Origin of the sequence: Methylobacterium sp. Leaf89 (genome assembly GCF_001422215.1) — a bacterium.
Lineage (GTDB): Bacteria > Pseudomonadota > Alphaproteobacteria > Rhizobiales > Beijerinckiaceae > Methylobacterium.
In genome coordinates this window covers 914,198-935,842 of record NZ_LMML01000029.1, presented here as the reverse complement: position 1 = coordinate 935,842, position 21,645 = coordinate 914,198, and the positions used below count along the sequence as shown (strand labels likewise).

At 70.8% G+C, this 21,645-nt stretch carries 21 protein-coding genes, 1 tRNA gene and 2 pseudogenes; 17 read left to right on the top strand and 7 right to left on the bottom strand.

Translation table 11 applies throughout. The annotated features are described in order from the left end of the window. Positions 1-113 precede the first annotated feature (113 nt). From ASF18_RS19745 to ASF18_RS19735, 3 genes are all read left to right on the top strand, one after another. Entirely contained in the window at positions 114-1,487 is a 1,374-nt protein-coding gene (locus ASF18_RS19745; protein ID WP_056354297.1) for a methyl-accepting chemotaxis protein, read from the top strand. 104 nt (positions 1,488-1,591) lie between these two features. Beyond that, entirely contained in the window at positions 1,592-3,133 is a 1,542-nt protein-coding gene (locus tag ASF18_RS19740) for an AMP-binding protein (protein WP_056354295.1), read from the top strand. A gap of 171 nt (positions 3,134-3,304) precedes the next feature. Continuing rightward, a tRNA-Ser gene (locus ASF18_RS19735) sits at positions 3,305-3,396 on the top strand. A 237-nt stretch (positions 3,397-3,633) separates the two neighbouring features. Here ASF18_RS19735 and ASF18_RS19730 read toward each other — a convergent pair. From ASF18_RS19730 to ASF18_RS23260, 4 genes and pseudogenes are all read right to left on the bottom strand, one after another. Next, entirely contained in the window at positions 3,634-3,978 is a 345-nt protein-coding gene (locus ASF18_RS19730) for a nitrile hydratase accessory protein (protein ID WP_056354292.1), read from the bottom strand. Next, entirely contained in the window at positions 3,975-4,652 is a 678-nt protein-coding gene (gene nthB, locus ASF18_RS19725) for a nitrile hydratase subunit beta (protein WP_056354289.1), read from the bottom strand. The genes ASF18_RS19730 and nthB overlap by 4 nt, the downstream gene beginning before the upstream one ends. Then, positions 4,649-5,290: a nitrile hydratase subunit alpha gene (gene nthA / locus ASF18_RS19720; RefSeq protein WP_056354287.1), complete on the bottom strand. Its 642-nt coding sequence runs from the start codon at positions 5,288-5,290 to the stop codon at positions 4,649-4,651. Before nthA ends, nthB begins: the two co-directional genes overlap by 4 nt. Before the next feature lie 471 nt (positions 5,291-5,761). After that, a pseudogene (locus tag ASF18_RS23260) lies at positions 5,762-6,017 on the bottom strand (antibiotic biosynthesis monooxygenase family protein); the annotation flags it as partial. A gap of 509 nt (positions 6,018-6,526) precedes the next feature. Here ASF18_RS23260 and ASF18_RS19710 point away from each other — a divergent pair. The 5 genes from ASF18_RS19710 to ASF18_RS19690 all read left to right on the top strand — a co-directional run bounded on the left by ASF18_RS19710 (position 6,527) and on the right by ASF18_RS19690 (position 11,037). Continuing rightward, on the top strand, positions 6,527-7,483 hold the full coding sequence (locus tag ASF18_RS19710; RefSeq protein WP_056354282.1) for a LysR family transcriptional regulator: 957 nt from the start codon (positions 6,527-6,529) through the stop codon (positions 7,481-7,483). Between the two features lie 134 nt (positions 7,484-7,617). Continuing rightward, entirely contained in the window at positions 7,618-7,986 is a 369-nt protein-coding gene (locus tag ASF18_RS19705; protein WP_056272363.1) for an HU family DNA-binding protein, read from the top strand. A 206-nt stretch (positions 7,987-8,192) separates the two neighbouring features. Further along, on the top strand, positions 8,193-9,206 hold the full coding sequence (locus ASF18_RS19700; protein ID WP_156650038.1) for an iron ABC transporter substrate-binding protein: 1,014 nt from the start codon (positions 8,193-8,195) through the stop codon (positions 9,204-9,206). A gap of 80 nt (positions 9,207-9,286) precedes the next feature. Beyond that, a complete protein-coding gene (locus ASF18_RS19695; RefSeq protein WP_082487812.1) occupies positions 9,287-10,264 on the top strand; it encodes an iron ABC transporter permease in 978 nt (325 codons plus the stop codon). Next, positions 10,261-11,037 (top strand): ABC transporter ATP-binding protein, encoded by a 777-nt coding sequence (locus ASF18_RS19690; RefSeq protein WP_056354599.1) that lies wholly within the window; start codon positions 10,261-10,263, stop codon positions 11,035-11,037. Before ASF18_RS19695 ends, ASF18_RS19690 begins: the two co-directional genes overlap by 4 nt. On the opposite strand, the gene ASF18_RS19685 is transcribed toward ASF18_RS19690, so the two are convergent. Then, on the bottom strand, positions 11,034-12,104 hold the full coding sequence (locus ASF18_RS19685) for a substrate-binding domain-containing protein (protein WP_056354280.1): 1,071 nt from the start codon (positions 12,102-12,104) through the stop codon (positions 11,034-11,036). The two genes, ASF18_RS19690 and ASF18_RS19685, sit on opposite strands and share 4 nt — an antisense overlap. A gap of 286 nt (positions 12,105-12,390) precedes the next feature. On the opposite strand from ASF18_RS19685, the gene ASF18_RS19680 reads away from it, so the two are divergent. The 4 genes from ASF18_RS19680 to ASF18_RS19665 all read left to right on the top strand — a co-directional run bounded on the left by ASF18_RS19680 (position 12,391) and on the right by ASF18_RS19665 (position 15,357). Beyond that, positions 12,391-12,948 carry a hypothetical protein gene (locus ASF18_RS19680; protein ID WP_056354278.1) on the top strand — a complete coding sequence of 186 codons (558 nt, stop codon included), beginning with the start codon at positions 12,391-12,393 and terminating at the stop codon, positions 12,946-12,948. A gap of 296 nt (positions 12,949-13,244) precedes the next feature. Continuing rightward, complete coding sequence (locus ASF18_RS19675) at positions 13,245-14,321, top strand: catalase family protein (protein WP_056354276.1); 1,077 nt, start codon at positions 13,245-13,247, stop codon at positions 14,319-14,321. A gap of 57 nt (positions 14,322-14,378) precedes the next feature. After that, positions 14,379-14,885, top strand: a complete 507-nt coding sequence (locus tag ASF18_RS19670; protein ID WP_056354272.1) for a cupin domain-containing protein — start codon at positions 14,379-14,381, stop codon at positions 14,883-14,885. A 73-nt stretch (positions 14,886-14,958) separates the two neighbouring features. Further along, complete coding sequence (locus ASF18_RS19665; protein WP_056354269.1) at positions 14,959-15,357, top strand: MAPEG family protein; 399 nt, start codon at positions 14,959-14,961, stop codon at positions 15,355-15,357. 16 nt (positions 15,358-15,373) lie between these two features. Here the strand turns inward: ASF18_RS19665 and ASF18_RS19660 are convergent, their stop codons facing one another. Then, positions 15,374-16,393 (bottom strand): NAD(P)-dependent alcohol dehydrogenase, encoded by a 1,020-nt coding sequence (locus ASF18_RS19660; RefSeq protein ID WP_056354266.1) that lies wholly within the window; start codon positions 16,391-16,393, stop codon positions 15,374-15,376. Between the two features lie 269 nt (positions 16,394-16,662). Between ASF18_RS19660 and ASF18_RS19655 the strand changes: the two genes are divergently transcribed. Together ASF18_RS19655 and ASF18_RS19645 are read left to right on the top strand one after the other, a co-directional pair. Further along, positions 16,663-17,655 carry a catalase family peroxidase gene (locus ASF18_RS19655; RefSeq protein ID WP_056354263.1) on the top strand — a complete coding sequence of 331 codons (993 nt, stop codon included), beginning with the start codon at positions 16,663-16,665 and terminating at the stop codon, positions 17,653-17,655. A gap of 575 nt (positions 17,656-18,230) precedes the next feature. Further along, complete coding sequence (locus tag ASF18_RS19645) at positions 18,231-19,331, top strand: catalase family protein (protein ID WP_056354258.1); 1,101 nt, start codon at positions 18,231-18,233, stop codon at positions 19,329-19,331. Positions 19,332-19,411: 80 nt separating this feature from the next. Here ASF18_RS19645 and ASF18_RS25105 read toward each other — a convergent pair. Beyond that, positions 19,412-19,604, bottom strand: a pseudogene (locus tag ASF18_RS25105) (PQQ-dependent dehydrogenase, methanol/ethanol family); the annotation flags it as partial. 302 nt (positions 19,605-19,906) lie between these two features. On the opposite strand from ASF18_RS25105, the gene ASF18_RS19640 reads away from it, so the two are divergent. The 3 genes from ASF18_RS19640 to ASF18_RS24895 all read left to right on the top strand — a co-directional run. Continuing rightward, complete coding sequence (locus ASF18_RS19640) at positions 19,907-20,134, top strand: hypothetical protein (protein WP_156394074.1); 228 nt, start codon at positions 19,907-19,909, stop codon at positions 20,132-20,134. A gap of 143 nt (positions 20,135-20,277) precedes the next feature. Continuing rightward, positions 20,278-20,565 (top strand): hypothetical protein, encoded by a 288-nt coding sequence (locus ASF18_RS19635; protein WP_056354255.1) that lies wholly within the window; start codon positions 20,278-20,280, stop codon positions 20,563-20,565. Positions 20,566-20,784: 219 nt separating this feature from the next. Beyond that, positions 20,785-21,645, top strand: an 861-nt coding sequence (locus ASF18_RS24895; RefSeq protein ID WP_244472760.1) for a mannose-1-phosphate guanylyltransferase, incomplete at its 3' end; no start/stop codon positions are given.

Below are 21,645 nucleotides of genomic sequence, written 5' to 3'. Positions count from 1 at the left end.
GTCGCGGTGCGAGACGAAACGCTTCTCGATTTTGAGAGGGTGTTTCAGGCCATAAGGATACATTAATGGAAGATCGGTAGATCACATCGCTACGCCTTACAGGACCAATCGCGATGCTCGGCCTTCCCTTCGCTCGTTCCACCCCGAAGTCGCCCGTCACCGAGACGGCGCCGGATGCCGCTGGGATCCGCGACGAAGCCCGTCTGGTGCAGGCGGTGGAATCCCTGATGGTGAGCCAAAATCTCGCATCGGTCGATCTGCCCGAAGGGCCGCTCCGCGCCGCGATCGAGCGGTTGCATGCGAATCGCGAAACCGATCTCCTGCGCAGCCTGGCCACCACCGCCTCCGTGGCCCGTGAGGCCTCGGAAGCTGCGACGAACACGGGCTGGATGACCTACGACGTCGGTGAGGTGGCGAGCGCCACCCAGACGATCGCGGGCGCCGCCGAGGAGATGGCGGCCTCCGTGGCGGAGGTGGCGCAGACCTCCGAGACCGTGGTGACCGTCGCGCGGGATGCCCTCGCGGAGACCCAGGCCTGCATCCAGGACGCGCAGAAGGCGCGCACGGCGATGCATGAGATCGATGTCCGGACCTCGCAGATCTCCGATCGCGTCGTCGTCCTCGAGCGCGCCATCGCGCAGATCGAGGTGATGGCCACCACCATCGCGGCGATTTCGGCGCAGACCAATCTCCTGGCCCTCAACGCCACCATCGAGGCCGCCCGGGCGGGCGAGGCCGGCCGCGGGTTCTCCGTGGTGGCCGCCGAGGTGAAGTCGCTCTCCGCCCAGACCGCCAAGTCCACCGGGGAGATCCGCGGGCTGCTGAGCACCCTCACCGCCGAGATGGGCGCAATCTCGGAGGCGGTTCACGAAAGCCGCAGTGCCGTCACCACGGGCCGCACCATCGTCGATCACCTCGAGCACCGGATCGTCGAGACCAATGCCCGCATCGCGCAGGCGAGCGACCTGAACCAGGCGATCTCGCACATGCTGGGCCAACAGCGGGCCGCGACCTCGGAAATCTCGACCAGCGTGCAGAACATCGCCGCGAAGGCCTCGAAGACCCACGAGGAGATCGAGAAGATCACGAGCCGGCTCGTGCGCGCCGAGGCCACCGGCCAGACGGCGCTGAACGCGAATGCCCGCGACGTGCCGGTCTACGCCCTGGTGCGCCTGCCGGCCGATCTCGGCGCGTGGAAGCGCAAGCTCGCCCGGGTTCTCGTCGGCATGGCCCAGCCGGATCCGATCCTGGCCACCCCGTCGGGCCAGCCCGGCCGGAGCCTGAAGACGGACCTGGCCGGGACGGCACCGGCCGCCCACCCCGCCTTCGCCCGGCTGGTGGCTGCGGAGAGCAAGGCCTTCGCGGAAGCCGGCAAGATGCTGGAAGCCCTCAAAGCCAGCAACTGGGATGTCGGAACCCCCGCCTATCAGGCCGCCGCGGAAGCGATGAAGGAGATGCTCGTCGCCGCCAAGGAAATCGCCGGCTGAGGGCCGGCCGCGCCGCGGGGCGGCGCGTCGGAAACGGGGAGCGGGTGCCCTTGTCGAGGCGCCCGCTTTCGGCTTCCTTGCGCGGGTCGCCACGGAGCCCTCGCTTGACCTCATCCCTTGCCGCCGCCGCCGAGGCCCCGCCGTTCAACGGCGCGCGCTTCTGCCTTGCCGAGAATGCCCGCCTGCGCGCCCACAAGACGGCGCTCATCATGGCGGGAGCCGGCGACGACGTTCGCGTCCTGACCTTCGGCGAGGTCGATCGGGCGGTCCGGGCCATCGCGGCCGGGCTTCGGTCCCTCGGCCTCGCGCCCGGCGCGCGCGTGATGATTCGCATGGGCAACGAGGCGGACTACGTGCTGGTCTACTTCGGAGCCCTGGCCGCCGGCCTCGTGGCCCTGCCCGCCTCGCCGCAGTTGACCGAGCCCGAGGCCGCGTTCCTGATGGAGAATGCGGGCGCGTCCGTTGTGGTCGTGGGGGCGGGCCATGCCGTCGATCCGGCCGGGCTCGGGGGGCGAATCCTGCTCCGGCCCGACGACATCGCCGCGATGAAGGCCGGGCCGCTGCTGCCCGATTACGCGGACACCCGGGCCGAGGACCCCGCGACCCTGGTCTACACCTCCGGCACGACCAGCCGGCCCAAGGGCGTCCTGCACGCGCATCGCGCCATCCGCGGGCGCCGGCCGATGCACGCGCACTGGCTAGGCCTGTCGGAGCACGACGTCATGCTCCATGCCGGTACGATGAACTGGACCTACACGCTGGGCGTCGGGATCACCGATCCCTGGGCCTGCGGCGCCACGGCGGTGCTCTACGACGGCCCGCGCGATCCGGCGATCTGGCCGGCCCTCATCGCCCGTCATCGGGCAACACTCTTCGCCGCCGTGCCGAGCCTCTACCGCCAGATCCTGAAATATGCCGATCTCGGGGCCGTCGATCTCGGCACCCTGCGCCACGGGGTGACGGCGGGAGAGGCCCTGTCGCCCGAGCTCCTCGCGGCCTGGACGCAGGCGACCGGCAAGCCCCTCTACGAGGCCCTCGGGATGAGCGAGTGCTCGACCTACGTCTCGAGCGGCCCGACGATCCCCGTGCGCCCCGGCTCCCCCGGCAAACCGCAGCCCGGGCGCCGCGTGGCGATCCTGCCGGCCGAGGGCCCGGCCGAGCCGCTGCCGCCCGGAGAGGTCGGCCTCCTCGCCATCCACCGCTCCGAGCCGGGCCTGATGCTGGGCTACTGGAACCGGCCCGAGGAGGAGGCCGCGGTGATCCGCGGCGACTGGTTCGTCGGTGGCGACCGCGCGAGCCTCGATGCGGACGGCTACCTGACCTTCCACGGCCGCGACGACGACCTCATGAACGCCTTCGGCTACCGGGTCTCGCCGAACGAGATCGAGGGAGTCGTGATCGAGCATCCCGACGTCGCCGAGGTCGGCGTCGCGGAGATGGCGGTCCGGGCCGACCTCAGCGTCATCACCGCCTTCGTCGTGCCGAAGCCCGATGCCGTGCTGGACGCCGACGACATCATGGCCTGGTGTCTCGATCGCCTCGCGACCTACAAGTGCCCCCGCGAAGTGCGCTTCCTGGATGCGCTGCCGCGCACGGCGAACGGCAAGATCCAGCGCAAGCGCCTCGCCGCCAGCGTCGGCGCCTGAGACGGCACGGCGGCCGCGAGAGCCGCCCTGCCCTGCCCGTCCGGCGGCCCCGGGGCATCGACCGGGCCTGTGGCCCCGACGGCACGCCCGCCCGGAAGGCATCGATTTCCCGGCGGCCGCGCCAATCGCAGCTTGACCCGCCGAATGCGAAATTCTAGATCGACCGCCTGCGGAGACGTGGCCGAGCGGCTGAAGGCACTCGTTTGCTAAATGAGCATACCCCGAAAGGGGTATCGAGGGTTCGAATCCCTCCGTCTCCGCCATTCCTTTCGGTGTTCTCCCAGTCGCTCCCGACGCTGATCCGTGTCAGGCCCGTGCACGCGACGGAGGCATCGCCGATCGTGTCGCCCCGTCCTGTCGGATCGACAAGCGCCGTCATCGCCTCGGGCCGGGTTCAGGACGCTCGACCGTTCGATCCGAGATCGCCTGCTCCGATCCGGCCCCACGTTTGCGGAGCGACGGCTCACGCACCCGCCCGGTTCTCGCGGCGTCTCGGCCCCTCACCCCGGACGGGTGGCCGCGAGCGGATCGTTCGCCAGGAGGATCGGCTCGCCGTGCGGTGTCGCCGCGGCGGCCCGGGCGAAGGCGGCCCGGCGCGCGGCGAGGCGTTCGGGCGCCGCGATGCCGCGGGCCGCGAGCAGGCCCTCGAGGGTCGCGAGCCAGGCGGCATAGTCCGCGGCCTGGCCGGTCCGCCGCGTCTGCGCCCCGAGCGCCTGCGCCCATTCGCTCCAGTCGAACAGGCCGCGGTCGTGGAGCGCCACCACCAGGGCGAAGGCCTGGGCCTCCCAGGGCTCGGCGAAGACCGGGTCGGCCCCGTCGTCCCGGGGAATCTGATCGGCGCTCATGCGGAGCGTACCGGTTCGACGGGGTCCAGGTAGCTCTCGAAGGCGTTCACCGAGACGGTGTGGCCGGGTTCGGCCTGGTCCCCCCAGAGCTCACGCCCGGAGAACCGGACGGTGTAGAGCCATTGCGGCGCCTCGCCGGCGAGCCGCGCGTTCGTGTCGGGAAAGACGAAGCCGCCATGCACCGCCTCGATGGTCCCGATCTGGCCCCGCACGTAGCGCGGCAGGCGCGTGTGTCCCGCCGGATGGATGATCCGGGCGCGGACGCGGTCGCCCCGCGAGAAGCGCGCCGGGTCGGGGACGGGCCGGTCGCTCGGGAAGCCCCGCGCGAAGAGCGGCGCCACCTCTTCCCTCCGAAGGACGCGCTTGACCGGAGCGGCGGGAGCCGACGCGATGCCGGTGGACAGCTCCTCGGGCGTGACGAGGCCGTGGTGCTGCACCTGGCGTTCCAGCGCCTTGAGCCAGATCGCGTAATAGCTGGAAGCGAGGTACTCGCCCGGCGGCAGCGCCTCGCGGGCCGACCGGCTGGCATCGAGGTTCCAGGCGCCGGAGAGGCCCATGGCCATCGCGAGGCCGAAGACGCGCTTCTCCCAGGCCGCATGGAAGCGCGGCTCGTCGGCTTCGGGCGCGACAGGGCCGAAGCCGTGCATGCCGCCGAGGTCCTGCCCCCCGTTCATGCGGTCGTTGCCGGCGCGCGCGGAAGGCCGGTGCCGATCATCGCATCCCGGGTGACGAGGGCCGCGAGGGCTGCCTCGTCCAGTTCTTCCGTTCCGGCGGGACGCATCGGCAACACCATGTAGCGCAGCTCGGCGGTGGAATCCCAGACCCGGATGCGCTGTTCGACCGGCAGCGTCACGCCGAACTCGGCCAGCACCGCGCGCGGCTCGATCACGGCGCGCGAGCGGTAGGGGGGCGACTTGTACCAGATCGGTGGCAGGCCGAGCACCGGCCACGGGTAGCAGGAGCAGAGCGTGCAGACCACGAGGTTGTGTTCCTCGGGCGTGTTGGCGACGACAACCATGTGCTCACCACCCCGCCCGCCGACGCCGAGCTCGCGCATGGCCGGAGTGGCATCCGCGAGCAGGCGGGCGCGAAAGCCGGGATCGACCCAGGCCCGCGCCACCACCCGGGCCCCGTTATGCGGGCCGACCTTGGTTTCGTAGGTCTCGATCAGCGCATCGAGGGCGGCCGGATCGACGTAGCCCTTCTCCACGAGGATGGATTCCAGGGCGCGCACCCGCAATTCCATCGGCGAGAGTTCGCTCGCCGGGCGCCTCCCATGGGAATGGTCATCATGATCGTGAGGGTGCGCCATGCTCAATCTCCGGGCCGCACCTTACGGGCTGAATCGACGCCCGTCATGCGTGCAGCGGGTCCTGTCGCGCCCCGGGCAAGCCCTCCCCGAACCGTGGAGGATACGGATCGGACGTCATGCGGTGCAGGGCAAAACGGCACGGTTCGGCCGATCCTGATCGTCCGCTCGACCTGTTGGCGAGCGAGGGCTTTTCGCCAGCCATGACGGCGCCGCCTGAGGTCGGGGTGGGGCGGGACCTGTCCGCACGTGCTGCGACCGGACCGAGAAATTGGTCCTCGGTCTGCGGACGCCTCGGGTCGCACACGCTCATCCGTTGCCGGGCGCCTGTTCCCTGAAGCCGCGCTCCGAGGCTCGGGACCGACTCCGCCGCCAGTCCGAGTGCGGGATCTGCCACGGCGCCGGCGCCGATGACGTCGGCCTTGTCGGTCGCGTTCTCGCGCAGGGCGATCTCATCGGAAGGAAGGCTGGGATTCACGCCGCGCAGAGGGCCGGAACGGCGACCGTGTGGAACAGCTGCGGGCTCGCCGTGGCGCTCGCCCGGATCATCGGCGAGACGGGCTCGGAACTCGGGATCGGTGAAGGCCGCACGGAACGCCGCGACGCTGTCCCAGACGGCGTCGTCCAGGAAGACGCCCCTGCCCGCGATGCCGCGGTGCCGCTGGGTCGAGACGAATCCGGGCTGGCGCTTCATGATCGCCGCGTCGGCCGTCCAGGCGGCGAGTAGGGCATCGGCATTCGTGGGCGGGATTTCGAGGACGAGACTGGTCCAGGCGCGCCGGGCCTGGCGGGGCGTCGGTCCCGTTCGATCGGTCCCAGCCGAGCGGTCATGCGTCGTCCGTCGCAAGATTGGGCGTCGATCGGGGCGCCCGCAGCGCCTGATCGGGAATGCCGGTTCGATTTCTCGTCCGTTGGACGCGATGCCAGGGCCGCGATGCTGGACGGGGCCACGCGTAGACCTCTGAGGCGTCCTGAGACCGATCCTCTCGAGGCGCCGATCAGTCACCCCTCGTCTTGGCCAAATCCGTCAGCACCGACTCTGGACCCATCCAACGCCAGCCGTCGCGGGTTCTTCGCGGCACGCCTCCGGGTCGGGGCCGCATACGTCCGATCCCGCCATGAGCCAGGCCCTAACTCACACGGCCAATGGAAGTCTACGACTTATTGAGCCGATCGCATCGGATGTATACCACCGGTCGTCTCGGAGCCTGACGGCGCCATGCTTCCTCTCCCGGACCCGTGATCGACAAACTCGACCTTCTCCTCGCCCTGTCGCGGGAGCACCATTTCGGGCGCGCCGCGGACGCGTGCTGCGTGACGCAGCAGACGCTGTCGGCCGGTGTGAAGAGCCTGGAGAACCAACTCGGGACCCGGCTGGTGCAGCGCGGCTCCCGGTTTCAGGGATTCACGCCCGAGGGCGAACGGGTTCTGGCCTGGGCCCGGCGGATCGTCGCCGATGCGCGCGCGATGCGCGAGGATGTCGCGACCCTGCGCCGGGGACCGGCGGGACACCTGCGGATCGCCGCGATCCCGACCGTCCTTCCGATGATCTCCGCGCTGACCACCCCGTATCATCTCCGCTACCCGGACGTCCGCCTCAGCGTCCTGTCGGCGACGTCGGCGACCATCCTCGACCTGATCGAGAACCTCGTGGCGGATGCCGGTCTCACCTATCTCGACCGTGAGCCGCTGAGTCGGGTCACGACGATCCCGCTCTTTAAGGAGCGCTACCAGCTTCTCACCGCGGCCGGCGGCCAGCACGACGGGCGCACCAGCATCACCTGGTCCGAAGTCAGCCGGACGCCGCTCTGCCTGCTCACGCCCGACATGCAGAACCGGCGCATCGTCGATCAGCAGCTTCGGGCCTCGGGGAGCGACCCTGCGCCGACCCTCGAGTCGAATTCGATGATCGTCCTGATGAGCCATGTGCGCACCCTGCACTGGTCGAGCATCATGCCGGCCGCGCTGGCCGACGCCCTCGGGCCGATGCCGGGTCTGCGGACGATCCCGATCGTCGAGCCGGAGATCGAGCACACGATCGGCCTCGTCGTGCCGCAACGCGAACCGGCGACGCCGATGGTCGCCGCGCTGGTGGGCATCGCGCGACATCTGGCGCGGACCCTGGATGGGCGGATCGGGAAGGCGGATGCGTCGCGGGCCTGCGCCGTCGACGTTCGTGAGAACAGTCTCCGATGACACGCGAGCGCACGGCGCCCGAATTCAGCGAGCCGGAAGACCCTGCTGCGGCGGAAACCGGCCTCTGCGTCCGGTGCGAGAAGTCGCGAAACTTCTCCCTCCTCTCAATCACTCGCAGGTGCTGAGTTCCCACCATGATCAAGTCCGGTCTGATCGCCCGCACGTGCGAGCAACACCCGCATCTCGGAGCCGCGGAGGTGGACGCCGTGGTGAACGCCATCCTGGCACGGATCGCCGAAGCCCTGGCTGCGGACGACCGGGTCGAATTGCGGGGGCTCGGCGTCTTCTCGGCCGTCGCCCGGGCGCCGCGCCCGGGGCGAAACCTGGCGTCCGGCGCGCCGGTCCTGGTGGGCGAGAAGCGCATCGTCTCGTTCCGGGCGAGCCGGACGATCGCGGCGCAGCTGCGTGGGTCCGCGGCACCGATTCCCCTGCGGACGAGAGGCCCGGTCGTGACCTTGTCGTTCCTGCCCTCCTGCAACGCCGAGCGATCCCGTGCGGCGTAGCGCCTGTCATCCCGTCTGCGCCGCATCGGCGCTCTGCGGCCCGCACCGGCCCGGACATCCCGTCCGTAGGCGCCGGCTGCCGGACCCACTACACTGACGCGGACACCCGCTCGTCTGGGGATCGTTCTCCTGTGAACACGGCACCGTTTCCACGTCCGCATGGCGGTCTGCGCCGTGCGCGTCACGCCACCCTTCGCCTCGTTCCCTTGCTGGCGGGGCTCGGTCTCGGCGGCCCCCTCGACGCACGGCCCTTCACCGATGCCGCCGGCCGGACCGTCGCGGTGCCCGAGCGCCCCGCCCGAATCCTGGCGGCCGGCCCGCCGGCCTCCGTCCTGCTCTACACCCTGGCGCCGGACCGGATGGTCGGCTGGATCCGCAGCCCGACCCCGGAGGAGAAGCCCTTTCTCGCTCCCGCGACCCGCGACCTGCCCGTCATGGGGCGCCTGACCGGGCGCGGCGGGACCGCGAACGTCGAGGCGGTCCTTGGCCTCGCACCCGATCTCATCCTCGACGTCGGCAGCACCGCGCCGACCTACGTGTCCCTCGCCGATCGGGTCCAGGCCCAGACCGGGATTCCCTACGTGCTCCTCGACGGGCATTTCGAGAAGACCGCGGAGAGCTATCGGCGCCTCGGCGCCCTCCTCGGCCTGGAATCGGCGGCGGCGGACCTCGCGGGTGCGTCCGAGGCCGCGGTGGCGGATGTGGCCCGGGTGATCGCGACGGTGCCGGAGGCGCGACGCCCGCGCGTCTACTACGCCCGCGGGCCGAAGGGGCTCGAGACCGGTCTCGGCGGGTCGATCAACGTCGAGCTTCTCGGCGTGGTCGGAGCCCGCAACGTCGCGGCCGCCGCCGGCCCCGGCGGGATCGCCACCGTCTCGCCGGAACAGGTGCTGGCCTGGGACCCGGACGTGATCCTCACCCAGGATGCCGGCTTCCGGCGTGGGATCGCGCAAGACCCGCTCTGGTCCGGCCTCCGGGCCGTCCGCGCGGGCCGGGTCTACCAGGTGCCGGCCCTGCCCTTCGGCTGGTTCGATGCACCGCCCGGTGCCAATCGCCTGATCGGCATCCGCTGGCTGGCGCAGGTGCTCTACCCGGACCTGTTCCCGACCGGCCTGGAGGCGGCGACGCGGGACTTCTACCGGCGCTTCTACCATGTGGATCTCGATGACGGGCAGGTGGCGGCGCTGCTCTCGGGCGCCGCGCCGGGTCCGAAGCCGTGACGCCGGACACGGAGGCCCTCGCCCTGCCGGAGAAGGCGGAACGCCGGCGATGGGCGCGGATCTGGCCCGTCCTGGCGCCGATGCTGGGGCTCCTCGCCCTGGCGATCCTGGCCCTGGCCACGGGGCGCTTCGCCGTTCCCCTCGCCGACGTGGTCGAAATCCTCGGGGCCCGGCTCCTCGGCCTGACCGCGCGGGCCGACCCGGCGATGCAGACCGTCATCCTCCAGATCCGCCTGCCCCGTGTCCTCGCCGCCCTGGTGGTGGGGGCGAGCCTCGCCGCCGCCGGGGCGACCTACCAGGGCCTGTTCCGGAACCCCCTGGTCTCGCCGGACATCCTCGGGGTCTCGGCGGGGGCGAGCCTCGGGGCGGTGCTTGGCATCTTCCTGTCCCTGCCCGTGGCGGCGATCCAGGGGCTCGCCTTCGGGGGCGGCCTCGCCGCGGTCGCCGCTGTCTACGCGGTCGGCGCGGCGGTGCGCGGTCAGGACCCGGTGCTGACGCTGGTCCTGGCCGGCGTCGCCATCGGGGCCGTGCTGGGTTCGGCCATCGCGCTCCTGAAGGTCCTGGCCGATCCCTACAACCAGTTGCCCGCCATCACCTACTGGCTCCTCGGCAGCCTCGCTTCCGTGACCTCAGGGGATGTCGGTGCGATCCTGCCGGCGATCGGCCTCGGTCTGGTGCCCCTGGTGCTGCTGCGCTGGCGCATGAACCTGATGAGCCTCGGCGAGGAGGAAGCGCGCGCCCTCGGGCTCGAGACCCGGGTCCTGCGCCCGGTCCTGATCGCCGCCGCGACCCTGGTCACCGCCGCCTCGGTGTCGGTGACGGGGGTGATCGGCTGGATCGGCCTCCTGGTGCCGCACGTGGCCCGGCTGCTGGTGGGCCCGGATTTCCGCCGCCTGCTGCCGGCTTCCCTGGTTCTCGGCGCGGGCTACCTGCTCGCCGTCGACCTCGTGGCGCGCACCATCGCCCCCATCGAGGTGCCGCTCGGCATCCTGACCGCGCTCATCGGCGCGCCGTTCTTCCTCTGGCTCCTTGCCAGCGGCCGGCGGGGCTGGGCCTGATGCTCAGCGTCGAGGATCTCGCCTTCGGCTACGGGCGCCGTCGCATCGGCGCCGGCCTCGCCCTCACCGTGGAACCCGGGGAGGTGCTGTGCCTGCTGGGCCCGAATGGCGGCGGCAAGACCACGCTGTTCAAGACGCTCCTGGGCCTGCTCCCGCCCCTCGGCGGCCGCATCCGCCTCGACGGGGAGGAGATCGGCCGCTGGTCTCGGCGCCGGCTGGCGGCGAGCCTCGGCTACGTCCCCCAGGCGCAGGGCGGGTTCTTTCCGTTCCGGGTGCGCGACGTCGTCCTGATGGGGCGCGCGAGCCGGCTCGGCGCCTTCGCGAGCCCCGGCCCGGCCGACCACGCCGTGGCCGAGCGAGTTCTCGAAACCCTGGAGATCGGGCACCTCGCGGAACGGATCTACACCGAGATCAGCGGCGGCGAGCGCCAGATGGTGCTGATCGCCCGCGCGCTCGCCGGCGAGCCGCGGATCGTCGTGATGGACGAGCCCACCGCCAGCCTCGATTTCGGCAACCAGGCCCGGGTGCTCGGTCAGATCCGGCGCCTGTCGCGATCGGGCATCGCCGTCATCCTCTCGACGCACGACCCGGACCACGCCTTCCTGTGCGCCGACCGGGTGGCCCTGCTGCACGAGGGCCGACTCCTCGCCCTCGGGACTCCGGCCGCGACGATCACGCCCGAGACCCTGGCGCGGATCTACGGCGTCGCCGTGGCGGTGGTCGCACTGCCGGGCCATGGACATGCCGTCTGCGCGCCGATCCTGCCGGATTAGGGAAGCGGCGCCCCGGGAACGGCAGTCCCTTGCCCGATGCCCCGCACGGTCTCGGGCGGACGATAGCCGGATGTCCGGCACGCGCGCTCGGCCAGGGCCTCCGCGAGCGCGTCGAAGGTCGCGTCGATCCGGGATTGGGCGGTCGCGAGGTAGTAGCGCTCCCAGCCCACGGAGAGAAAATCGAGTCCGAACCGCTCGGCCGCCGCCCGCGCACCGAGCCCGGCATCGGCCGCGCCGTAGGCAATCACGGCGGCGACCGCCTGATGCGTGAATTCCTCGGTGGCGTAGCCCCGGATCCGGTCGGCCGGAATGTCGTGCTGGGCGAGAAGCCGATCGAACCACACCCGGGTGCCCGACCCCTTCTGGCGATTGACGTACCGGGCATTTCCGGCTGCGAGGTCGTCCACGCCGCGGATGCCGAGGGGATTGCCGGCCGCGAGCATCAATCCCTGCTCGCGCTCGAACAGGATCCTGACCCGGAACCCAGGATCGGCCGCGAGGTCCGCGAAGGCGGGACCAGCCGTCGGCCAGTCGACGGCACCGCAGTGGAATCCGGCCGCATCGGCACGGGCCTCGGTCAGGCGCGCCACGGCATCCTCGCTGCCGGCGATCGCCAGGGCGAGCTTCGGCCAGGTCGCGGCGACGTCCATGATGAGCAGGTCGTGGCTGGCGACCAGCGTGACGGGGCGCAGGGCCCCGGTCAGGACCGGCGCGAGGTGGGCACCGATGGCGCGTGCTTCCCGGGCCATCTGCGCCGCGAGACCGGCCGCGGCCGCTCCCAGGGACTCGCGCAGCAGCACACCCGTGGGCGTCAGCGCGCTGCCGTGCCCGCGCGTCTTCTGCACGAGCTGGTGCCCAAGGCCGGCTTCGAGGGCACGAAGACGCTCCCAGGCCGCCCGGTAGGAGAGGCCGAGCGCGGTCGCGATGCCCTGGACGGAGCCCGTCTCCGCGATCGCGTCGAGCACCGTGACGGCCTCGGCGACCGAGATGCGGTGCGACCCGACGGTGATCGTGCCGCCCAGGGCGAGGTCGATGGCGAGAGGTGAATCATCGGATGCGTGCATCATATTGCGTCGATCGTAACATCTTTCTACGTATTTGCGACGGGTGCCCGCGCTTAGGGCTGCCGCGGATGACGGGATTCGATGGCATGAGGCGCGACCACCAAACTCCGACAGGTGCTGCCCTCGTGGCGGTTTCAGCCGCTCGCGAGGCGGCCCTTGGGCGGCGCGACGCCGTGTCCTCCAGATCGTAGACCTGATCTTGGCCCTCGCGCTCCGAGCGACGCGTGCCGTCGGACGGTCGCGCCCGGAGCGCGACGCCGCAAGACCGCTCCGCCTGCAATTCTCACCCTTGGAGATTCCACGCCTCGCGGCAGCCTATCGGATCGACGCGAAGGAGCGGGCGGCCCTCGCCGCCGGCGCGCGCATCCGGCACGGCGCCTGCACGCGTGAGAACCTCGCCCCGATCCTGACCTGGAAGGTCAGCGACCGTGGCCGGAGTCGTCAACAGAGGAACAGCGACGAGGAGGTCGCCGACGCCCTGCGGACGGCGCTGCTCGCCACGACCCCGCGGGTGGCCGTGTCGGTCCTCACCGGCCTCTCGGGCGTGGCCGTGCCCGTTGCGTCGGCGATCCTGGCCGCGATCCGTCCGGACCATTACTCCGTCATCGACCCTCGGGGCCTCAAGGCCCTCGGCTGCGGACCGCTGGAGATCGGTGCGAAGGCGTCTCTGCCGCTCGACCTCTACCTCCGCTACCTCGCGTTCTGCCGTGACCTCTCCCGAAGCTTCGGCGTCACCCTCCAGGATCTGGACCGCGCACTCTGGGAATGGGCGATGGCCGCCGACCTGCGACCCGGGCTTCCGCCCGGTCTCCTCCGCAGCCGTAAGGACATCCACGCGCCGCGCTGAGCCGGAGGCAGGACGGCGTCCGGGTCGGACCCGCAGCCGGGATCGAGAACGGCGATCGCTCGATTTGGACCGGGCCTGTCTCCCCCGAAGCGTCCGCGAGACCGCGAACCGGAGGGATCCGGCTTCCGCGGGCGGTTCGGGTTCTGGGACCACCGCCATCCCGCATGAGACCGGCGGGATCGGCGCCTGACGCCGCCTCGGCGGCGCGTTCACGGAGCGTTGAAGGGGACCAACCCGGAACGGAGACCGGACCGGTCCGTTCATCTGCAAGCCGATCCCGACCGGAGTTCCTGACCTTGCAAGCCCCCGTTCGCTACAGTCCCGATGTCGAGACGGTGACGTCCGATGAGAACGAGACCATCGCGCAGCTCAACCAGACCTTCGACAAGATCCTGCAGACCGTGGCCGAGGATTCCGGACATGCGGTGCGTTCGGTGCATGCCAAGTCGCACGGCATCCTGGAGGGCGAGCTCCGCATCGATGACGCCCTGCCCGCAGAACTCGCCCAGGGCCTGTTCGCCCGCCCCGGGACGCACAAGGTCTTCATGCGCCTGTCCACCAACGCGGGCGATATCCTCCCCGACGCCGTCTCGCTGCCGCGGGGTCTCGCGCTGAAGGTGCTCGACGTCGAGGGCGAGCGCTTGGCCGGCGCCGACGGCGCCACCCAGAACTTCATCATGGTCAACGGCAAGGTCTTCCAGGCCCCGAGCGCCCAGAAGTTCCTCGGCAGCCTGAAGCTGTTGGCCGGCACGACCGACCGGGCCGAGGGCCTGAAGGTCGCGGCCTCGACGGTGCTGCGGGGCGTCAACAAGGCGCTTCAGGCCGTGGGCGTCGAGAGCACGACGCTGGCGTCCCTCGGCGGCGCACCCAACGTCGACCCGCTCGGCGAGACCTACTACAGCGTCACCCCGTTCCGGTACGGCGACTACATCGCCAAGTTCTCGGTCGCTCCGGTTGCCCCGGCGCTCACCGCGCTGACCGGGAACGAGATCGACGCGTCCGGTCGTCCCAATGCGATCCGCGAGACGGTGCAGTCCGAGATGCGCGGCATCGAGGGCGTCTGGGAGTTCCGCGTCCAGCTCTGCCGCGACCTCGCGCGCCAGCCCGTCGAGGATCCGACGGTGGAGTGGGACGAGGTGGAAGCTCCGTTCCAGCGCGTCGGGCTGATCACCGTCCGGCCGCAGGACAGCTGGGATCCGTCGCGCGTCCAGGCGGTCGACGAAGGGATGCGCTTCAGCATCTGGACGGGCCTCGCCGCCCATCAGCCCCTTGGCAACATCAATCGCGCCCGCAACGCCCCCTACAAGCACTCGGCCGAGTTTCGCCAGCGCTTCAATGGATGTCCCATCCATGAGCCCGGCGCCGGGCACTGAGGCTTGGCCGGTGCCTTCCCAAGCCGCCTCCTCCCGCTCCTCGCTGCAAGGACATCCATGAGCCTGCTCGCACGAACCCTCGCCGCCGCACTCCTGGTGATCCCCGTTGCGGGCACGGTCGTCGCGGCAGCGGGCGACCACGCGGAGCATGGCAGCGTCACCGTTCCGGACGCGGCCAGCGTGGTCTACGAGGCCGGTCCGGCGAACCTGCCCAAGGGCACGCAGATCAGCCGGGTGGCGGGTGATCCGGCCAAGCCCGGGCCCTTCGTGCTTCGCATCAAGTTTCCCGCCGAGACCGTGATCGCCCCGCACACGCATGCCCAGGCGGAAACACTGACTATCCTGGCCGGCTCCATCTACCATCAGCACGGTGCGACGCTGGACAAGAGCGCCGGCAAACCGCTGCGCGCCGGCGGCTTCGTCTACCTGCCGCAGGACATGCCGCACGCCCTCTGGACTACGAGCGAGCCCGTGGAACTGCAGGTCAACGGGACCGGCCCCTTCGGTCTGAACTACATCGACCCGGACGACGATCCGAGCCGCACCGCCCAGGGTCCCCGCTGAGGTTGGATTCAAACGTCCTGCCGTCGACCCTGTCCGCGCACGCCAACGAGATCCGCCCTACCGGAGTGACCCCGTGATCTATCCTGCCCTCACGGCTTTCTACGCGGCCGCGTTCGCCCTTCTCTATGTCGGCCTCTCGTCCTGGGTCGTTGCGGGCCGCCTGTCGGCGGACGTCCTGCATGGGGACGGTGGGAATCCGAACCTGGAGAAGCGCATCCGCGCGCAGGGCAATTTCGGGGAGTACGTGCCGCTGGCGCTGATCCTCGTCGCTCTGCTGGAAGCGGGCGGGGGGAGCCCGACCCTGGTCCGCAGCCTCCTGATCGCTTTGCTGGTGGCGCGGGTGCTGCACCCGTTCGGGATGTTCGCCCCGAAGAATTCGCCACGCCAATTCGCCTGCCGCGGGGGCGGGATCCTCGCGACCTTCGCGGTCATAGCCGTGGCGGCCGTCGCCCTCCTGTTCCGGGTCGGCTGAGGCGCGCGGCGGCGGATCAGATCTCGATACAGATCTTGCCGAAGTGCCGGTTGCTTTCCTGGTGCCGGAACGCCGCTACGAGATCCGCCAGGGGATAGCGGCGGTCGACGATCGGACGCAGCCCGCAGGCCTCGATGCCCCGGACCATCTCGATCTGCTGGCGTCGACTGCCGACGAGCACGCCCTGGAGGCGGATCTGCCGAAGCAGGGCCGGCACCAGGGGGAGTGGGCCGGCGACACCGGTCAGGATGCCGATCACCGAGATGTGCCCGCCCACCCGCACGGCGGCCATCGACTGCTCCAGGGTCGCCGGACCCCCGACGTCGAGGACGTGGTCGACTCCGCGCCCGTCGGTCAGGCGTCGGGCCGTTTCACCCCAGCTGGTGTCGGACCGGTAATTCAGGACGTGGTCCGCCCCCAGCGCGCGCAGGCGCTCGAGCTTCTCCGCGCTCGACGAGGTGGCGACCACGGTGGCGCCGGCAGCCTTGGCGAATTGCAGGGCGAAGAGCGAGACGCCTCCGGTGCCCTGAACCAGGACGACGTCGCCGCTCTTCAGGCCCGCATCCCCGTGCAGGGCCCGCCAGGCCGTGAGCGCGGCCGTCGTCAGGGTCGCCGCCTCGGCATGGTCCCATCCCCGCGGCGCGTGGGTGAACGCCATCGCGGAGGCCGTGACGCGCTCGCGGGCATACCCGTCGATGCCGTCGCCCGGCACGGTCGCGAATCCCTCGACCTGGGGGCTGCCTTCCGTCCAGGTCGGAAAGAAGGTGCTGACCACGCGGTCGCCGACCGCGAAGGCGTCGACCCCCGGACCCACGGCTTCGACCTCACCGGCCCCATCCGACATCGGCACGCGCGGTTCGCTCGGGCCCCACATGCCGCTCACCACGGCGTAGTCGTGATAGTTGAGAGAACTTGCCCGCAGGCGGACGGTGATCTCGCCGGGGCCGGGTTCCGGAACCGGTCGCTCGCCGAAGCCGACGGCGTCGAAGCCGCCACCGGGTTGAACGATCACCGCGCGGGAGGCCGATACACGCATTCTGAACCTGTTCGTCTCGCCGGCGCGATGCACCGGCCCTGCAGGGGGCGGGATCCACGCAAGGGCGGAGGTCCCGGGCCGGAATCCGATGGTGGCAGCGGGCTCGGCCCCTGTCGAGACCATGTCTTCGTGACGCGATGGTGATGGGCCGGCCGGGTCCGGATCGCGTAGCAATCCCGGCATTGTCGACCGTCGTCGTTCGCGCTTAAGAACGACTCCAAGCCCAGCCGGTCGACGCGTCTAGCGTCGACGCTCCCCTGAGGATCGTCATGCGTCCATCGAGCATCAAGTACACCCTCGCGGCCGGTGTTGCCTTTGCTGTCGTCACGGTAACGCCGGTCTTCGCCGAGGAGGCGACGACCGCCGAGCAGACCATCAACGTCATGAACAAGCTGTTCGGGTCGCATCCGGGCAAGCGCGCCAACCATGCCAAGGGCGTGGTGGCGGAAGGCAGCTTCACCCCTTCGGCCGAGGCCGCGCGGATCAGCAAGGCGTCGCTGTTCCAGGGGCCGCCCGTCCCGGTGACGATCCGGTTCTCGGATGCGACCGGCGTGCCGACGATCCCCGACGGCTCGAAGAACGCCAACCCGCACGGGATGTCGCTGAAGTTTAAGCTCGTGGACGGCTCGGAGATGGACGTCGTCCTGAACGCGCTCAAGTACTTCCCGGTCGCGACCGGCGAGGCGTTCCGCGACCTGCTCCAGGCCGTCGCCGACAGCGGCCCGGACGCGGCGCACCCGACCGCGCTCGAGCGGTTCACCGCCGCCCATCCGGCCGCAGCCACGGCCGGCGGCACGGCCAAGACCCCGTCGAGCCTGGCGCGACAGACCTATAACGGCGTGAACGCCTTCGTCTTCGTCGACAAGGACGGCAAGCGCCAACCGTTCCGCTTCCGCTTCGTGCCGGTTCAGGGCGAGGACATCCTCTCGCCCGAGGACGCGGCCAAGCGCGAACCGGATTACCTGATGGCGGAGATCGGTCCTCGTATCGCGAAGGAGCCGGCGCGCTTCACCGTTCAGGCGCAGCTCGCCGCGCCGGGCGACCCGACCAACGACGCCACCAAGCTCTGGCCCGAGGACCGGAGAATCGTCGACCTGGGCGTCCTCACCGTCTCCAAGGTCGTGCCCGACAGCGCCGAGGCCGAGAAGGCGCTGCTGTTCATGCCGAACGCGCTCACCGACGGCGTCGAGGTCTCGGACGATCCCCTGATCGACGCGCGGGTCCAGGCCTACGCCGTCTCGTTCGGACGCCGGAGCCAGTAGGCTCGTTCGCCACCGAATCCCCGCTATCGGGTGGTTCCGGCGGCCGGCGCCCCCGGGGCGCCGGGGCGCGACGACGCGGGCTCCTTGTCCGAGGCTGCATCTGGGCCGGCCCGGTGGCTGCCCTCCTCGATCGCCCCGGAGCCGGTCAGCCCGCCGGCTCCGACGCTCGTCGTCCCGGAGCCCGCCGGGGCGTCCGATCCCGACCGGGGCCTTTCGCCGGCCGTGCCCGAACCGTCCGCGACCGCTGCGGAGCCCGCGATGCCGATCAGGATCGCGCCTGCGATGAGTGGGGCGTGCCTGGGCATGACTTCGAAGCCTCCGTCGTCCGTCGGACCGTTCCGACCTGTCCGATCCGAGAAGCGCAGCGCCTCCCCGGGTGTTCCCGGGATTCCTCGGGAAGACATGACCGGCCCCGCGCCGGGGTCCCGTCCGGCAGGATGCTCGACATCGTCGGACCTTCCGCGGATGCCGGAGACATCGGGTGCCGCGATTGTGAGGCGGGCTCGGCATCACGGCCGGAAACCCGGGCCGAGCGCCGAGGTTCGCTTGGACACGCACCCCGATAGGACTTCGGTATGGCCGAGACCCGCCCACCCCTGCGCTACAGCGACAGCATCGAAGTGAGGGCGCCTGACGAGGACGCGACGATCGCCAAGATCATCGCGGCGATGACTCACGCGAGCGAGAAGGTCCAGGCGCGCGAACACCGTGCGGTCCGGGCATCCCATGCCAAGGCCTCGGCCTTCCTGAAGGGCACGCTGCAGGTGCGCGACGATCTCCCACCGGAGTTGCGTCAGGGCGTCTTCGCGAAATCGGGCGGCTACGAAGTTGCCGTTCGTCTTGCCCAGGGGCCGGGCGAACACCTGCCGGACAAGGTGCACACCCACCGCGGCATGGCGATCAAGGTGTTCGGTGTGCAGGGCGAGACACTGCCGGACCATGACGCCGACACGCAGGATTTCGTCCTCGCCACGGGGCCAGTCTTCCCCAACGGCACGGCCGCGAGCTTTCTCGGTGCCATGAAGGGATTGGAGGCCGGCGCGGGTGGAAGCGTGCCAGACGGGATGAAGGCGGCCGTGTCGGCGGCGGCAGGCGCCCTCAACAGTATGGTGAAGGCCGTGACCGGCGGCGACAGTCCCCTCCTGGATTTCTTCGGCCACTCGGCCCGCCATCCGCTGGCCGACTGCTACTATTCGCAGGCCGCCCTGCGCTACGGCGACTACATCGCCAAGATCGTCGCCGTACCGGTTTCGTCCGGGCAGGACGGCTTGAGCCGGGACCCGTTGGATACCCGCAATCCGGACGTCTTCCGGGACGCCACCGTGGCGTATTTCCATGAGCAGGAGGCCGCCTTCGAGATCCAGGTTCAGCTCTGTACGGATCTTGCGACGATGCCGGTGGAGGATGCCTCCGTGCCGTGGCCGGAGGCGGAGAGCCCGTATCGGCCGGTGGCCCGCCTCGTGCTCCCCCGGCAGGAGGCCATGGGCGCGGCGCGCAGGACCTTCATGAACGACGTGATGTCGTTTCGCCCCGGACACAGTCTGGCGGCGCACCGCCCGCTGGGTTCACTGATGCGGGCCCGCCTGCGGACCTATCCCGCTCTCTACGCCTTCCGGCAGCGACAGAACGGCAATCCGCAGCGCGAGCCGAGGCGCGCAGCCGAGATCCCGGACTGAGGTTGGCGTTCGGGCCGCCGGCCGGCGGCCCGCCTCGTGGTGCGGGCGCAGGCCTTCCCCGCCCGGGATCCGATCGTTCGACGTGCGACGACGGTCTTCGGCAGCGTGGAGGCCCGGACGCTGCCGCCCTGGGTGATGCCGGGGGTGAGTTTTGCCACCTCGCCGCCCCAGAGCGGAACCGCCCCGCCCCGCCCAGCCCCAGCCCGCCGTGATGCCGACCCCCCGCTCGCCATCCGGCTCCCCGGTGATCGGCGCGCAGACGAGGCCGGTCCCATCGGATTTCATCTCGGCGCTTCCGGACGCCGCCGTTGGCCGAACGGAACGCGCGGATCGGCTCTGTGGTCGGTTGTTCTCAGACGTCTTGCCGCCTCCGAACCGTGCCAGCGTACGGCGTACGGCGTGCACCCAGGCCGGGCGGGAAAGCGGTCGGACTGCACGGATCCCCGCCCGGGGGCGCGGCTTCGTCACAGGAACAGCCCCCCGCCCATGCAGGTTGAAGCGTCAGACCTAACCCTCGGGGTTTTCCCATGAAGATGTCCGCTCCCCTGTTGAGTGCAGGTGCGCTCGCGATCGTGATGACGTCATCCGTGCAGGCGCAGGGGGTGCTGGCCCCGCACGACCGTCGCGGCGTCATTATCCAGAACCAGCCCAACACCACCGGCAACAGCCGCGACCTGGTCATCTCGTACGGGGCCACGGGCGCCGATACCGTGACTACGAACTCAGCCGCGGGGGGCAATGCGAGCCGGCCGGAGCAAGCCTTCCCCAACGGCAGCGCCAATGGGGGACCGGGCGGCCGCTGAGGTCCATGGCAGGCAGAGACCCCGTCCAGCCGCCGCTGCAGCGGGGTGTTCGGTCGCCGATCGGCGGGCGACTTGCGCGATTCCGACACCCGACCGGCAGCGTCGGCCGTTGTCGGAGCCAGGTCGCCCTGGCATGATGCGGCATGCCGCAAACGTCCTACCCCCGCTGGTCGCCCGCCGAACTCGTCGATGAATTGCGCGAGGCGGCCGAGGAGATCGCCCCGGAACTGAACGGCATCAGGGCCGAGGAGACCCTGGAGGGTGAATCGGCCCAGATGATCGAAGAGATGGCGGAGGCCCTGAAGCTGATCGCGAGCGGAGCGCCGCGTCCTCAGGACATCGCACGCGCGGCCCTAGCCGCACAGACGCCCCGCAAGCCGATCGGGCGACCGCAGCCGGCGACCCGCAAGCCGGTGAAATCGCGACGCTGAAGCCCGGCTTCCGGGTCTCCGCAACGCTTTAGCTTGCGTCCGCCCCACAGCAAAAAAACCAGGTCTGCCTTAAGGTTACCGGATAGGTGGCCATCGTCGCCGGCGCGTCCGGACTGGTGGGGGGTGGTGTAACCTGTTAGGTGACGATCAGGTTGGAATGCGGATTGCGGCGGGTCGGCCGGCTCGATGCGCTTAGCTCCCGACGAGGCGAACGCGAGAATGTCCGAGTCTGCCGACGCTTTGATCCACCCGATCATCCTCTGTGGCGGCTCGGGCACGCGGCTCTGGCCGGCCTCGCGGGAGAGCATGCCCAAGCAGTTCACGCCGCTCGTGGACCCCAAGACCTCGACCTTTCAAGCCACCGCCCAGCGCCTGGGCGATACGGGCGTGTTCGCGCGCCCCACCGTGCTCACCAGCAGCGACGCCCGCTTCATCGTCGCCGAGCAGCTCCAGCAGGCGGGTATCCAAGCCGACATCATCCTCGAGCCCGAACGGCGCGACTCCGCCGCGGCGGTGGCGGTCGCCACTCTGCACGCAGCCCGCCGCGACCCCGAGAGCGTCGTGCTGATCATGGCCGCCGACCACGTCATCGGCGACACCCCCGCCTTCGTGGCCGCCGCCCGGGCCGCCGCGGCCGGCGCCCGGGCCGGGGCGATCATGACCCTCGGGATCACGCCGACCGCCCCCGCCACCGGCTATGGCTACATCCGCGTCGGCGCAGCCCTTTCGGGCGGCGCGGGCAACCATGCGGTCGAGCGCTTCGTGGAGAAGCCCGATCACGACGGCGCCCTGCGGCTGATCGACGAGGGCGCTCTCTGGAACTCGGGCTACTTCCTGTTCCGCGCCGACGTGATGCTGGCCGAGCTCGAGGCCCATGCCCCGGAGATCCTGGCGGCCACGCGGGCAGCGCTCGATGCGGCCGTGACCGACCTGGACTTCGTGCGCCTCGACGCGGACGCCTTCGGCCGGGCCCCCAAGACCTCCATCGACTACGCCGTGATGGAGCGGACCCGGCATGCCGGCGTCCGTCCGGTCTCGTTCCCCTGGTCGGATGTCGGCACCTGGGACGCGGTCTGGGCG

What these genes read in the sequence shown, in the direction of transcription:
- ASF18_RS19745 (WP_056354297.1), top strand. Translation starts at nt 114, where the DNA reads ATGCTCGGCCTTCCCTTCGCTCGTTCCACCCCGAAGTCGCCCGTCACC.
- ASF18_RS19640 (WP_156394074.1), top strand. Translation starts at nt 19,907, where the DNA reads ATGACGTCATCCGTGCAGGCGCAGGGGGTGCTGGCCCCGCACGACCGT.
- ASF18_RS19705 (WP_056272363.1), top strand. Translation starts at nt 7,618, where the DNA reads ATGATCAAGTCCGGTCTGATCGCCCGCACGTGCGAGCAACACCCGCAT.
- ASF18_RS19645 (WP_056354258.1), top strand. Translation starts at nt 18,231, where the DNA reads ATGGCCGAGACCCGCCCACCCCTGCGCTACAGCGACAGCATCGAAGTG.
- ASF18_RS19635 (WP_056354255.1), top strand. Translation starts at nt 20,278, where the DNA reads ATGCCGCAAACGTCCTACCCCCGCTGGTCGCCCGCCGAACTCGTCGAT.
- ASF18_RS19730 (WP_056354292.1), bottom strand. Translation starts at nt 3,978, where the DNA reads ATGAGCGCCGATCAGATTCCCCGGGACGACGGGGCCGACCCGGTCTTC.
- nthB (WP_056354289.1), bottom strand. Translation starts at nt 4,652, where the DNA reads ATGAACGGGGGGCAGGACCTCGGCGGCATGCACGGCTTCGGCCCTGTC.
- ASF18_RS19660 (WP_056354266.1), bottom strand. Translation starts at nt 16,393, where the DNA reads ATGCGTGTATCGGCCTCCCGCGCGGTGATCGTTCAACCCGGTGGCGGC.
- ASF18_RS19685 (WP_056354280.1), bottom strand. Translation starts at nt 12,104, where the DNA reads ATGATGCACGCATCCGATGATTCACCTCTCGCCATCGACCTCGCCCTG.
- ASF18_RS19655 (WP_056354263.1), top strand. Translation starts at nt 16,663, where the DNA reads ATGCGTCCATCGAGCATCAAGTACACCCTCGCGGCCGGTGTTGCCTTT.
- nthA (WP_056354287.1), bottom strand. Translation starts at nt 5,290, where the DNA reads ATGGCGCACCCTCACGATCATGATGACCATTCCCATGGGAGGCGCCCG.
- ASF18_RS19670 (WP_056354272.1), top strand. Translation starts at nt 14,379, where the DNA reads ATGAGCCTGCTCGCACGAACCCTCGCCGCCGCACTCCTGGTGATCCCC.
- ASF18_RS19695 (WP_082487812.1), top strand. Translation starts at nt 9,287, where the DNA reads ATGCTGGGGCTCCTCGCCCTGGCGATCCTGGCCCTGGCCACGGGGCGC.